The organism is Pseudoalteromonas fuliginea (genome assembly GCF_000690055.1).
Taxonomy (GTDB): Bacteria; Pseudomonadota; Gammaproteobacteria; order Enterobacterales; family Alteromonadaceae; genus Pseudoalteromonas; species Pseudoalteromonas fuliginea.
Map to the genome: position 1 here is coordinate 1 of NZ_JJNZ01000008.1, position 13,172 is coordinate 13,172.

The window sequence follows — 13,172 nt, forward strand, 5'->3', positions numbered from 1 at the left end:
AAAATTTTTGTATCTAGTTGTTCTAAATAGAAAATTTTTAACAACGTTATAGTGCAATTTAATTCGTTAAATTGTTCAAGTATTTATGCAGGTTGGTATTACGGCTCAATTGCCAGTAACTCTACTTCAAAAATAAGTACTGAGGCAGGTGGAATACTGCCTACACGTTTTTCGCCATACGCTAATTGATGCGGTACATAAAACGTGTATTTATCGCCTGGGCTCATCAATTGTAGGCCTTCGGTCCAACCTTTAATCACTTGGTGCAAACCAAAACTAATCGGTGTTTTACGCTCTACTGAGCTGTCAAACACAGTGCCGTCGATTAGCGTGCCATGATAATGCACGTTAACCATACTTGTTGAGCTTGGTGTGTTTTCACTCTCACCTTTATGCATTACTTTGTACTGTAAGCCAGAAGCTGTTTCTACTATACCTTCTACTTTTGAATTAGCGGCTAAGTAATCTGCCCCTATTTGCGCATTTATGCCTGCTTGTTGTTTTGCTTTTTTACTATTTTGAAATATTAAAAAACAAAAAATGGCGATAACCACCGCCAAAATTATATTGATCATTATTAACCTTTTTCGTTATCTAGTTCTTCGTCTTTTTCGTCGTCATTATCGCCATTTACAATGTCGGCAATCTCTTTTAGACGCGCAAGCGCAATACCGTTTACTGAGTTTTCTGGATACTGGTCATCAATAATATCGCCTGCTTCTATATCCATTAATAAGTTAAGCGCTTGATCTACGGTTTCAACTGCGTAAATATTAAATTTACCCGCCTCTACCGCATTGAGGATCTCGTCATCAAGTACTAAGTTAACTTGGTTTGATTTAGGAATAATAACGCCTTGCGAACCGGTTAAACCACGCATTTTACACAGTTTAAAAAAGCCTTCTATTTTTTCGTTTACACCACCAATAGCTTGTACATCACCATGTTGGTTAATAGAGCCTGTCAGCGCGATAGATTGGCTAATAGGGAGGCTTGTAATAGATGAAATAAGCGCACAAAGCTCTGCTAAAGATGCACTATCGCCATCTATGTAACCATAACTTTGCTCTATGGCAATATTAGCACTAAGCGTTAAGCTAAACTGCTGTGCGTACTTATTGCCTAAATAGCCGGTAAGCAACATCACGCCTTTTGAGTGGATAGCTTTACCTAGTTCGGCTTCGCGTTCAACGTCTATTACGCCATCGGCGCCTGCATAAACAGTTGCCGTAATACGCGCAGGGGTACCGAACGAGGTATCGCCAATGTGTAGTACTGTTAAACCATTTACTTTACCTATAGCTTGGCCATCGGTTGCAATAAGTGTATGGCCTTCTTTTATATCGCTAAGCATGTTTTCGCTGATCTGACCGGTACGATATTGTTTGCCTTCAATGGCTTCGTCAATATGGTATGCATCAATAACCGTTAAGTTATCTTGTTTCGCGTAATAACTCGCTTCAGCAACTAATTCAAGCACATCAGCAAAGCGCGCCGAGAGTTTATTATGATGCTCAGCTTGGCGGTAACTAAATTTAAGTAACCGTACCATAGCAGCCTCTGTAGCAGTGCATTTTAATGTTTGCTCGCAATACTCAGTCACTTTGGTAATAAACTGGTACTGTAATTTATCGCTACTTGGTAAGTAGTAATCAAAATCGGCAAGTACTCTAAATAGCTCAGCAAATTCTTCGTCGTATTCACCTATGGTGTAGTACAACTCGCGCGATCCCAATAAAATAATCTTCACATCAAGTGGAATAAGTTGCGGGCGAAGCGTAAAACTTGTCCCGACTGTGCTGTCTTGATAGGGTAAATCATTTTTTATTTGATGTGTTTTTAAACACAGCTTTAAACCATCCCACACTTGTGGATTAGCCATTATTTTTTCGGCATCCATTATTAAGTAACCACCATTGGCACGATGCAATGCACCGGGCTGAATTGAGCGATAACTCGTAATCAATGTACCTTGGGATGTAGCGTATTCAATTTTACCAAATATATTACCAAAGGTTGGGTTTGGCTCATAAACGACTGGCGCTGCGTCGTCTTCTTTAAATTCAACTAAAATGTTAGGTGCAAAAAAGTCGGTAAGCATACCTTTGCGGTCAAAGTCTTCTTTGCTTTCTTCGCTTTCGTCTTCGTCATCTAGCCATTCAAGTACCGCGTCGATAATTTCAACGCGAATATCTTTTAAATAACGCAGTACGCCAATGTGTGTAGCGTACTTATGCTCTAAGTCTTTTAAAAGTGGTTTAGTGGCTTGCTCTGCGGTCGATTTTTTAAGATTACGAAGTTTTTCTTTTGATTCGCGTTTCCACCGTGGTAGCTCTATTAACGCTTCTATTAATGCATCTTCTAGCTTTTCGATTTTTTCAAAAAACTCTTTGCGCAATGTTTCTTCAAGCTCACCAAATTCACTGTCGCTCAATTGTTTTCCATCAACAAGTGGTGCAAAACCCACTGAGCTTTTTTCTTCTACTAGAGCAACACTTTGCTCAAGTGCTGCGATTTCAACTGCGGTAATTGCGCTGTCGTAAGCGTCGTTAAACTCGCGATCGATTGATTTTTTCTTGCGTTGGTACGCTGGATTATCAAATGCCGCTGGAAAAGTGTCGAGCACTTCATCTAAGAATGAGTCTATGTCGTCGCTAAGTTGCTTACTTTGCCCTGCTTGCATAAAAAGTGCGATAGGCTCACGGTGATCGGCGTAATTATTTACGTACAACCATTCATTAGGCGTTGCTCTGTCTTTTGCGTGTTGCTTAAGTTTATCTTTGACTAGCGTATAACGTCCATGAGCCGCTTCGCCCATTACATAAACATTATAGCCAGGTAAATCCATACCTAATGAAAAGTCGAGCGCACTTTGGGCACGTTGTTGGCCTATAAAAGTAAGTTGCTCTGGGTACGGGTTACTCATGCATGTATGTACATGATTACTAGAAATACTCGGTGCGAGCTTTGAAACAGATAGTGGCAGCAATTTTTTCGTCATTCTAACTTCTTTGTTTACCAGCATATTCACTGGCTTTTGGGCGTATTAAGTGGCACGCAGCCACCTAATACCAATATTTAAGGGTTCAGCGCCTTACGACTAAAGTAGATTCCATCACATTGCGTGCAAGGTATTATTTGCGTTGCGTGATAAATGTCGTGGCTATGGTTGCAATTCTTGCATACTAATGTGCCCATGGCTATCCATTCGCCTGCGTGATACACCCCATTGTGCTTAAAATCTTGGCTTAAAGATTGCCACTCTAGTTGTGTTTTATCTTCTATGTGCGAGAGTTCAAACCATAAAGATTCTTTAAGTTCTTGCCATGCAAGCGAATTGTAATAAGCTTCGTGCTCAATAATGTGTTCAATATCATGCTTTAAGTAACTTTTATAAAGTTCATACCTTTCTTGACTTAAATCTTTGATTGCTTGCTCAGATTCAACAAACCCAGTAACTACATCTTTTACACCATGATCTTTTACATCTTTTAACCAACTAGTAAAACTGCTAAGCCATGCTTTGTAATCAGTCATTTTTTACTCCTTCAAAATTGCTGTTAAATCAGTCTGTAACTTATGTATTTAGCTAACTACATTATAAAAAAGCAGGTTAACCTGCACTGAAAGTTACAATTTAATAAAAGCATGTTTTTGACGCTGTGAATAGTGTTTTATTTGGGGTATCCTAACGGCAATTTTTTATTAGTTTGCAAGAAGTCTGGAACCATAGATGCAAGAGCAATATAACCCGCAAGATATAGAGTCAAAAGTACAAAGCTACTGGGAAGAAAACCAGGTATTTAAAGTCACTGAAGATGAGAGTAAAGAAAAGTATTACTGCCTTTCTATGTTTCCTTATCCGAGTGGTCGACTGCATATGGGTCATGTACGTAACTACACCATCGGTGATGTTGTTTCTCGTTTCCAGCGCCTGCAAGGCAAAAACGTAATGCAACCTATGGGTTGGGATGCGTTTGGTTTACCTGCAGAAAACGCCGCTATTAAAAACAAAACAGCACCAGCTAAGTGGACATACGAAAACATTGATTACATGCGTACACAGCTTAAGCAATTAGGTTTTGGTTATGACTGGGATCGCGAAATTGCGACGTGTCACCCAGAGTACTACAAGTGGGAACAGTGGTTTTTCACTAAGCTTTACGAAAAAGGCCTAGTGTATAAAAAAATGTCGACAGTTAACTGGGATCCAGTGGATCAAACAGTATTAGCTAACGAGCAAGTTATTGACGGTCGCGGTTGGCGTTCAGGCGCTGTGGTTGAGCAAAAAGAAATTCCACAGTGGTTTATTAAAATTACTGATTACGCACAAGAGCTACTAGACGACTTAGATCAGTTGGAAGATTGGCCAGAGCAAGTTAAAACAATGCAGCGCAACTGGATTGGCCGCTCTGAAGGCTGTGATATTGAATTTAAACGCACCGATAACGACGAAACATTTAGCGTATACACAACTCGTCCAGATACCTTTATGGGTGTTACGTATGTTGCTGTTGCCGGTGGTCACCCTATTGCGCAAGAAGCGGCTAAAAATAGCGATGCTATTGCAATGTTTGTTGAAGAATGCAAAAACACCAAAGTTGCCGAAGCAGACATGGCAACAATGGAGAAAAAAGGCATAGCAACAGGCTTTTACGCCACTCACCCATTAACGGGCGAGCAAGTACCAATTTGGGTCGCTAACTTTGTATTAATGCATTATGGCTCAGGCGCTGTAATGGCAGTACCTGCACACGATCAACGCGACTTTGAGTTTGCAACCGCTTACGGTCTTGATATAAAACAAGTCATTGCACCGGTTGAAGGTTCAGACCTTGAAGTAAACCTTAAAGAATCAGCGTTTACTGATAAAGGCGTACTTGTAAATTCAGGTGAATTTAACGGCCTTGATTTTGACGCTGGTTTTAAAGCCATTGCGGATAAATTAGAAGCTCTCGGTGTGGGTGAGCGCAAAGTAAACTTCCGCCTGCGTGACTGGGGTGTGAGCCGTCAACGTTATTGGGGTTCACCAATCCCAATGCTTAGCGACGAAGATGGTAAAGAGCTTGCAGCAACAGAAGATATGCTACCCGTTCGCTTACCTGAAGATGTGGTAATGAACGGTGTAACTTCACCACTTAAAGCAGACCCAGAGTGGGCTAAAACTACCGTAAATGGTGCACCTGCGTTTCACGAAACTGATACGTTTGACACCTTTATGGAGTCTTCTTGGTACTACGCACGCTACTGTAGCCCACGCTACAACGAAGGCATGCTAGATCCCGCGGCTGCTAACTACTGGTTGCCAGTAAACCAATACATTGGTGGTATTGAGCACGCTATTTTACATTTATTGTACTCGCGCTTTTTCCATAAATTATTACGTGACTTTGGTTTAGTAAATTCAGACGAGCCGTTTGACCGCTTACTTTGTCAAGGTATGGTGCTTGCTGAAACATTTTATCGTAAAGATGAAAAAGGCGGCGATATTTGGATCTCGCCAAGTGATGTAAACACTGAAACCGACGATAAAGGCCGCGTGACTAAAGCATGGCATAAAGAGGACGGTGAGCCAGTTTTCTCATCAGGCATGAGCAAAATGTCCAAGTCTAAAAACAACGGTATAGACCCGCAACATGTAATTGCCCAATATGGTGCAGATACTGTGCGTTTATTCATGATGTTTACAGCACCACCAGAGCAAACGCTTGAATGGTCAGACTCAGGTGTTGAAGGCGCGCATCGCTTCTTAAAACGTGTATGGAAATACGCGGTAGACGTTAAAACAGTAGGTTACCAAGCACTTGATAAATCAGCGCTAACAAACCCACAAAAAGTATTACGTCGCGACTTACACAAAGCGATTGCTAAAGTGACTGATGATGTTGAACGTCGTCAAACCTTTAATACCGCCATTGCAGCTATTATGGAGCTTTCTAATAAATTATTAAAAGCACCTTTAATAGATACGCAAGATATAGCAATTGCAAACGAAGCATTAGAAGCGCTTATTATAATGCTTGCACCTATTACGCCACATTTATCGCACGAGCTTTGGAAAGAGTTAGGTAAAGAAGGTGAGATTTTGGATGCTGCATGGCCAAAAGTTGATGAGTCGGCACTTGTTGAAGATGAAAAACTAATCATCGTACAAGTAAACGGCAAGCTCCGCGCTAAGTTAACCGTTGCAGCTGATGCAACGCAAGAGCAAGTAGAAACCCTTGCGTTTGCAGAATCTAATGTAACTAAATTTACTGATGGCTCAACCATTCGTAAAATCATTTACGTACCAGGCAAGCTACTTAACGTGGTAGCTAACTAATATGGCTGCATTTAACGCCATTAAAAACGGACTAGCCTTAGTGCTAGTCTGTTTTTTGATAACTAGCTGCGGGTTTCATCTAAAAAAAGCCTCTAGCATGCCTGATAACCTAAAACAGCTAACTCTTGTAGGTGATGATGAAAAGTCAGCCTTATTTGAAAGCCTTAAAAACGAGCTAAGAGCGAGTAATGTAGAGCTAATATCAGCAGCTAAAGATAAAGCCCAATTATATTTGTATAAAGAAAGTATTGAACGTCAAACACTATCGTTATTTCAAAATGGTCAAGTAGCTGAATACGAACTCGCTTATGGCGTATCGTATGTAGTTAAACGCCCTGGCGAAAAAGCCATTGAAAAGCGCTTTGAGCTTTACCGTAATTACCAAGACGATCCAGATCATGCGCTAGCTAAAGCAAAAGAGCTTGAGCTACTCATTAGCGAGATCCGTGAGCAAGCCAGTCGTCGTATTGTTAGAGAGCTGTCGCAACTATAATGCGCTGTTATGCTAATCAACTACCGAGTGAATTAAATAAAGGGCTAAAGCCCTTTTATTTAGTGTTTGGGGAAGAGCCTTTTCAAGAAGCACAGTGCGTACAACAAATTCGCGACAGTGCTAAAGCACAAGGCTTTGACGAAGTAATTAAGTTTACTTTAATGCAAGGATTCGATTGGCAAGAAATCATAGCTCAATATCAAAGCATGTCACTATTTAGCGCGCGCACTATTATTGAGCTTGATTTAAACCAACAAAAACCAGGCGTTATTGGCAGTAACACCTTTAAAAAAGTAATTGAGCTGGTTAATCCAGATACTATTTTAATTGTTAAAGGCGCTAAAGCCAGCCAAGAAGTACAACGCGGTGCATGGTTTAAAGCCCTTGATAAGCAAGGCGTATTTGTACCTTGCTACCCGCTTACCGGCACGCATGTAAAACGATGGCTTGATGAACAGTGCCAACGCTTATCGCTCAACATGCAAAACGATGCCAAACTGAGTTTAATAAATGCCACAGAAGGTAACTTATTAGCGTGCTTCCAAGAGCTTGAAAAGCTCTCACTACTGCACGGCAATGCATTAATTACTCAGCAATTAGTAATGCAAGGGCTGTTAAACCAAGCCAAGTTTGATATTTTTGATTTAAGCGATGCACTATTAAATGGCCACGCTAAACAAGCTATAAAAGTATTAAACAAACTTGCCAGCGATAACACCGAAGTGGTGAGTATTTTATGGGCTATAACCAAAGAGCTTAATACGCTAATAAATGTGCAACTTGGTTTATTAAATGGCGAACCAATCGCTAATTTATTTAAACAAAATGCTATTTGGAAAAACCAGCAAGGGCCAGTTCAAAACGCAATTAACCGCTTAAACATACACACACTTGAACAAATAAATAGTGATGTAGCTTTGTTTGATGCCAGTTATAAGCAAGGTAATTTAATTGCCCCTTACCAAGCGCTTGCTCATATTTGTATTAAATTTTGCCAGCCGCTCAACATTTCTATGCCGTGCCACGCGGTTAATTAATAAATAGCTAATAGGTGTTAAATGATCGCAATTTTTGGTGGCACTTTCGACCCTGTCCATTTAGGCCATATAAATATGGCGCAGCAATGTATTAATGCGTTTAATTTAAACACGCTTTATTTTATGCCTTGTGCATTACCGGCGCATAAAGCAGCGCCTGGTATTAGTACGCAGCACCGTATTAATATGCTAAACGCGGCTATTGCGCCCTACCCTCATTTTAAACTCGATTTAAGAGAACTTAACCGAGCCGGCCCATCGTATTCGTTACTTAGCTTGCAAGAACTTCGTAAAGAGCACCCTACTACACCTATCTTATTTTTAATTGGTATGGACTCATTTAACAATCTCGATAAATGGTTTGAGTGGAAGGCAATTACGCAGCTTTGTCATATTGTGGTATATCAGCGCCCTGCTCAACATTGTACTGCAAGTGGTGAACTAAAAGGCTATATGCAAGATGCGAATGTAGACGAAGCAACCTTACTTGAGTACTCACTTGCTGGTAAACTTTATTTTTTACCGGGTAAAATGCTCGATGCTGCTTCGAGTACAATTCGCGAACAACTGAAAAAAAGCAATAAAAAGAATGAACTATTACCCGCTGCAGTGAGTCATTACATAGAACAGCATCAGCTCTATCAAATTGATGCTTAAAAACGCCTAGCGTGTTAAAATGCGCGCCATTAAATTTTTAAATTGAGACAAAACCTTGGATTCAAAACAACTACTCGCCTTTGCAATGGATAAAATTGACGATATGAAAGCACGTGACATCGTTCATATTGACGTAACAAAGACATCAGATATTACAGATTACATGGTAATTTGTTCTGGTACTTCTAAACGTCACGTACAGTCAATTGCCGATCACTTAGCAAAAGAAGCGCGTCACGCAGATTCAGAACCATTAGGTTATGAAGGTGAAGGCGATGGCGAATGGGCACTGGTTGATTTAGGTGATGTAGTTGTACACGTGATGCAAAACGAAGCACGTAGCTATTACGATCTAGAAAAACTGTGGGGCTAAACACGCACTCATTTTAGACAATGCTTGGAAGTAATACGTGAAAATACAAATGATTGCTGTTGGTACAAAAATGCCAGCATGGGTAGAAACGGGATTTGCAGAATATCAGCGCCGTTTCCCTAAAGATATGGCCCTTGAGTTAATTGAAATCCCTGCCGGTAAACGTGGCAAAAACGCAGACATAAAGCGCATTTTACACATTGAAGGTGAAAAAACATTAGCGGCTATTCCAAAAGGCAATCGTATTGTAACGTTAGAGGTAACAGGGAAAGCACTGGATACTCACCAACTTGCTAAAAATATGGAAAAATGGCAACTCGATGGTCGTGATGTAAGTTTACTTATTGGCGGACCTGAAGGGCTTGCTCCAGAGTGCATTGCAGCGTCTGAGCAAAAATGGTCGTTATCTAATTTAACATTGCCGCACCCTTTGGTGCGTATTATTGTTGCAGAGAGCCTTTACAGAGGCTGGAGCTTAAATAACAACCATCCTTATCATCGCGAGTAATGCCTTGCCATGCTAAAACATAGACCCACTATTCGTGACCACTCCGCAGAAGCAAATTTATTTGCTAGGCGAGCATTTGTGGGTTTTGTTTTTGTATTAGCTATGGTGGCTATTTTGCTGTCAAACCTATATAAAATTCAAGTAGAGAACCACCAAGATTACCAAACCCGCTCTAATGACAACCGTATTAAAGTTATTCCTATTGCACCCAACCGTGGTTTAATTTACGACCGTAACGGTGTACTCCTTGCTGAAAACAAACCAGTTTACAATCTTGAAGTCATTCCCGAAGATGTAAACGATTTAACCGAATCGCTCGATCAAGTCAGTAAAATAATTACTATTAGTGAGCAAGAGAAAGAAGATTTTTTAAAAGATATTAAACACACTCGGCGTTTCAAATCGCAAATTCTTAAAGCACGCTTAAACGAAACTGAAGTCGCTAAGTTTTCTGTAAATCAACATAAATTCCCAGGCTTTAGTATTGAAGCACGCCTAGCCCGCTACTACCCCTTTGGCGATACCCTAACCCATGCACTCGGTTATGTGGCAAAGCTTAATAAAAAAGAACTTAATAAACTAGATCAAGAAGGTCAAGCAACCAATTATCGAGCCACATACGATATTGGAAAATTAGGCATAGAAAAATATTATGAACAATTATTACACGGTGAAGTAGGCTCCCAGCGCGTAGAAGTAAATAATCGCGGCCGCGTTATTCGCACACTCAGTATGATCCAACCTAAGCCTGGTAGTGATATTGTACTTACGCTTGATATTGGGCTACAGCAAATAGCACAACATGCGCTTAAGGATATGCGCGGCGCTATCGTCGTTATGGATGCAAAAGATGGTGGCGTACTCGCACTTTATTCAAATCCAAGCTACGATCCAAATTTATTCGTACATGGTATAAGTAGCAAAAACTACAAAGCATTGCTTAACCAAGATCGCCCGCTAATTAACCGAGCAACACAAGGTCGTTACGCGCCAGCTTCGACTGTTAAACCTCACATGGCAATTTTAGCCCTTGAAGAAAATATTGTAAGTGAAAGCACTTCTATTTGGGATCCTGGCTTTTTTGAAATACCAAATGTGGAACATAAATGGCGCGATTGGAAACGCTGGGGTCATGGCCATGTTGATGTATATAAAGCGATTGAAGAGTCGTGCGATACTTATTTTTATGATGCAGCTTATCGCTTAGGTATTACTAAAATAAGCGATTTTATGGCGCGATTTGGCTTTGGTGATTTATCCGGTATTGATATTCATGAAGAAACCACTGCAATTTTACCTTCAAAAGAATGGAAAGAAGGCCGCTTTAAAGAATCATGGTGGCGAGGTGATACTATTTCTGTAGGTATTGGACAAGGCTATTGGACGGCAACCCCGATTCAAATTGCTAACGCAACGAATATTCTTGTTAATAAAGGGATTAATCATCCACCGCATTTAGCCCAAGTTGCAAAAAAAGAAGATCAAGTAACGCAAATTAACGGTGATGAAAAACCGCCGGTAATACTTAAAAACCCTGATAACTGGCGCATTGCAATTGATGCAATGCATAACACGGTAAAAAAAGTAACAGGTACCGCACACAAAGCTTTTAAAGGTGTAAGCTACGATCCGGCGGGTAAAACAGGTACTGCGCAAGTAGTTAGCATTGCCCAAGGCGAACGTTACGACGCTAAATCATTAAAAGAGCGTCAGCGTGATAACGCCATTTATGTTGGTTTTGCACCTTATAACAACCCACAAATTGTGCTCTCTATCGTTGTAGAAAACACTGGGGGCGGAAGCTCGGTAGGTGCGCCAATTGCTCGTCAATTAATGGACTACTATTTTGCAGCTAATCCTGTTGAACTTGCAGGGAATATAAAATAATGACCATTTTACACGATAAACGATCCATATGGATGCGAATGCATCTAGACCTACCATTACTCATCGCTTTGCTTATCATGATGATTGGCAGTATTACCGTTGTATATAGTGCAAGCGGGCAAGATACAGCAATGATGATCCGCCATATGACTCGCATGGGCGGAGCCGTTATAGGCATGATTATTCTAGCCCAATTTTCTCCAGCAACACTTAAACGTTTAGTTATCCCACTTTACTGTGTTGGCTTACTCATGCTGGTGGGTGTACTTTTATTTGGGGTCAGCTCAAAAGGCGCTCAACGCTGGTTAAACTTGGGGATCACTCGCTTTCAACCATCAGAACTAATGAAGCTAGCCGTCCCAATGATGGTGGCTTGGTACATAGGCAGAAACCACTTACCACCCCGCCCACTGCATTTAATTATTGGCTTTATGATTGTAATGCTTCCGACATTATTAATTAAAGAACAGCCCGATTTAGGTACTTCTATACTTATTGCGAGCTCGGGTATATTTGTGTTGTTTTTATCCGGTTTAAGCTGGCGTTTAATCGGCTTTTTAAGTTCTGTTGTTGCGCTTGCTGCATGGCCATTTTGGCACTATGGTATGCACGACTACCAAAAACAACGTGTACTTACTTTTTTAGACCCCGAAAGCGATCCGCTTGGTTCCGGTTACCATATTATTCAGTCAAAAATAGCAATAGGCTCTGGTGGTGTTGAAGGCAAAGGCTGGCTGCTTGGTACACAATCGCAATTAGAATTTTTACCAGAGCGTCACACCGACTTTATATTTTCGGTTTTAAGCGAAGAATTTGGCTTATTCGGCGTATGTGTTTTACTTAGCCTGTACTTATTTATTATTGGCCGAGGCTTGTACATTGCCGTTAATGCGCAAGATGCATTTGGTAAATTACTGGCAGGTGCACTCACTCTGACATTTTTTGTTTATGTATTTGTAAACATAGGTATGGTATCAGGGTTATTGCCTGTTGTAGGAGTTCCTTTGCCTCTAATCAGTTATGGAGGAACATCGATGGTGACGCTCATGGCTGGCTTTGGCATTATTATGTCAATAGCGACAGATAAAAGGATGCTTTTAAAATAATGAAATTCACTTTGCGTGTTCTAATAACTGTTTTTTTAATACTCACCTTAAGTGCATGTAGTAGTTCAAGTAACCGCTACCATATGCGCCATGATTCAGCACCACTTAGAGCCCCAACTGCACTTGAAATGCAAGACGCAATAATCACTGATGTTACTAAAAGCGCCAGTGCAAGTCGTCCATATACAGTGCTTGGTAAAAGTTATTCGCCAATGCTTGATGAGTCAGGCTACTCTGAGGAAGGCATTGCCTCTTGGTATGGTCGTAAATTTCATGGTTATCACACCTCTAATGGTGAAACCTACGATATGTTTGCCATGACTGCTGCGCACAAAACACTGCCGTTACCTAGCTTTGTTAAAGTAACCAATACAGCGAACGGTAAATCAGTAATCGTGCGCGTGAACGACCGCGGCCCATTTCATGACGATAGAATAATTGATCTTTCGTACGCTGCCGCTTACAAGCTAGGCTATTACACCCATGGTACAGCAAGGGTTAAGCTAGAAGCCGTTACGCTTGCGGGCGCAACTGCCCGTCAAACCTATATTCAGGTAGCTGCAGGTAGTACACTTGCTAATATTGAAGCACTTGCCAGTACATTGCGAGAGCAATACAAATTACCAACAAATATCGTGCAAAAAGACGATATTTACAGACTGCATTTAGGGCCAATAAAAGATACCCCTCATGCAGACGAAGTATTAAAAAAATTAAAACAAAATCAATTTCAAAACGCGTTCTTGCTTTACACTCAGTAAGACTAATACCCAAACTACCCCAGGATGC

General features: G+C 40.8%; 12 protein-coding genes. 9 read left to right on the forward strand and 3 right to left on the reverse strand.

The genetic code is table 11. The annotated features are described in order from the left end of the window. Positions 1–98: 98 nt before the first annotated feature. The 3 genes from bamJ to DC53_RS17865 all read right to left on the reverse strand — a co-directional run bounded on the left by bamJ (position 99) and on the right by DC53_RS17865 (position 3,537). Positions 99–575: a BamJ family beta-barrel-assembly machinery protein gene (gene bamJ / locus DC53_RS17875; protein ID WP_033028514.1), complete on the reverse strand. Its 477-nt coding sequence runs from the start codon at positions 573–575 to the stop codon at positions 99–101. A 2-nt stretch (positions 576–577) separates the two neighbouring features. Beyond that, positions 578–3,001: a Lon protease family protein gene (locus DC53_RS17870; RefSeq protein WP_239462855.1), complete on the reverse strand. Its 2,424-nt coding sequence runs from the start codon at positions 2,999–3,001 to the stop codon at positions 578–580. A 77-nt stretch (positions 3,002–3,078) separates the two neighbouring features. Further along, positions 3,079–3,537 (reverse strand): zinc ribbon-containing protein, encoded by a 459-nt coding sequence (locus tag DC53_RS17865; protein WP_007378259.1) that lies wholly within the window; start codon positions 3,535–3,537, stop codon positions 3,079–3,081. Positions 3,538–3,733: 196 nt separating this feature from the next. On the opposite strand from DC53_RS17865, the gene leuS reads away from it, so the two are divergent. The 9 genes from leuS to DC53_RS17820 are packed head-to-tail and all read left to right on the forward strand — an operon-like array spanning position 3,734 to position 13,144. After that, the gene (gene leuS, locus DC53_RS17860) at positions 3,734–6,322 is read left to right on the forward strand and encodes a leucine--tRNA ligase (RefSeq protein ID WP_033028516.1); all 2,589 of its coding nucleotides are present in this window, start codon (positions 3,734–3,736) and stop codon (positions 6,320–6,322) included. Position 6,323: 1 nt separating this feature from the next. Then, entirely contained in the window at positions 6,324–6,815 is a 492-nt protein-coding gene (locus DC53_RS17855; protein ID WP_033028517.1) for an LPS-assembly lipoprotein LptE, read from the forward strand. Beyond that, positions 6,815–7,852: a DNA polymerase III subunit delta gene (gene holA / locus DC53_RS17850; protein ID WP_033028518.1), complete on the forward strand. Its 1,038-nt coding sequence runs from the start codon at positions 6,815–6,817 to the stop codon at positions 7,850–7,852. The genes DC53_RS17855 and holA overlap by 1 nt, the downstream gene beginning before the upstream one ends. Before the next feature lie 21 nt (positions 7,853–7,873). After that, positions 7,874–8,509 carry a nicotinate-nucleotide adenylyltransferase gene (gene nadD, locus DC53_RS17845; RefSeq protein WP_033028519.1) on the forward strand — a complete coding sequence of 212 codons (636 nt, stop codon included), beginning with the start codon at positions 7,874–7,876 and terminating at the stop codon, positions 8,507–8,509. A 55-nt stretch (positions 8,510–8,564) separates the two neighbouring features. Further along, positions 8,565–8,882: a ribosome silencing factor gene (rsfS, locus tag DC53_RS17840; protein WP_007378254.1), complete on the forward strand. Its 318-nt coding sequence runs from the start codon at positions 8,565–8,567 to the stop codon at positions 8,880–8,882. Between the two features lie 37 nt (positions 8,883–8,919). Beyond that, the gene (rlmH, locus tag DC53_RS17835; protein WP_002958522.1) at positions 8,920–9,390 is read left to right on the forward strand and encodes a 23S rRNA (pseudouridine(1915)-N(3))-methyltransferase RlmH; all 471 of its coding nucleotides are present in this window, start codon (positions 8,920–8,922) and stop codon (positions 9,388–9,390) included. Positions 9,391–9,399: 9 nt separating this feature from the next. Further along, on the forward strand, positions 9,400–11,277 hold the full coding sequence (gene mrdA / locus DC53_RS17830; protein WP_033028520.1) for a penicillin-binding protein 2: 1,878 nt from the start codon (positions 9,400–9,402) through the stop codon (positions 11,275–11,277). Then, positions 11,277–12,383, forward strand: a complete 1,107-nt coding sequence (rodA, locus tag DC53_RS17825; RefSeq protein ID WP_033015254.1) for a rod shape-determining protein RodA — start codon at positions 11,277–11,279, stop codon at positions 12,381–12,383. Before mrdA ends, rodA begins: the two co-directional genes overlap by 1 nt. Then, on the forward strand, positions 12,383–13,144 hold the full coding sequence (locus DC53_RS17820; RefSeq protein ID WP_033028521.1) for a septal ring lytic transglycosylase RlpA family protein: 762 nt from the start codon (positions 12,383–12,385) through the stop codon (positions 13,142–13,144). Before rodA ends, DC53_RS17820 begins: the two co-directional genes overlap by 1 nt. The last annotated feature ends 28 nt before the right edge of the window (positions 13,145–13,172 follow it).

Excerpts from the sequence above, each read along its gene's own strand:
- DC53_RS17870 (WP_239462855.1), bottom strand. The coding sequence starts at position 3,001 with ATGACGAAAAAATTGCTGCCACTATCTGTTTCAAAGCTCGCACCGAGT.
- nadD (WP_033028519.1), top strand. The coding sequence starts at position 7,874 with ATGATCGCAATTTTTGGTGGCACTTTCGACCCTGTCCATTTAGGCCAT.
- rodA (WP_033015254.1), top strand. The coding sequence starts at position 11,277 with ATGACCATTTTACACGATAAACGATCCATATGGATGCGAATGCATCTA.
- DC53_RS17855 (WP_033028517.1), top strand. The coding sequence starts at position 6,324 with ATGGCTGCATTTAACGCCATTAAAAACGGACTAGCCTTAGTGCTAGTC.
- DC53_RS17820 (WP_033028521.1), top strand. The coding sequence starts at position 12,383 with ATGAAATTCACTTTGCGTGTTCTAATAACTGTTTTTTTAATACTCACC.
- mrdA (WP_033028520.1), top strand. The coding sequence starts at position 9,400 with ATGCTAAAACATAGACCCACTATTCGTGACCACTCCGCAGAAGCAAAT.
- DC53_RS17865 (WP_007378259.1), bottom strand. The coding sequence starts at position 3,537 with ATGACTGATTACAAAGCATGGCTTAGCAGTTTTACTAGTTGGTTAAAA.
- bamJ (WP_033028514.1), bottom strand. The coding sequence starts at position 575 with ATGATCAATATAATTTTGGCGGTGGTTATCGCCATTTTTTGTTTTTTA.
- leuS (WP_033028516.1), top strand. The coding sequence starts at position 3,734 with ATGCAAGAGCAATATAACCCGCAAGATATAGAGTCAAAAGTACAAAGC.
- holA (WP_033028518.1), top strand. The coding sequence starts at position 6,815 with ATGCGCTGTTATGCTAATCAACTACCGAGTGAATTAAATAAAGGGCTA.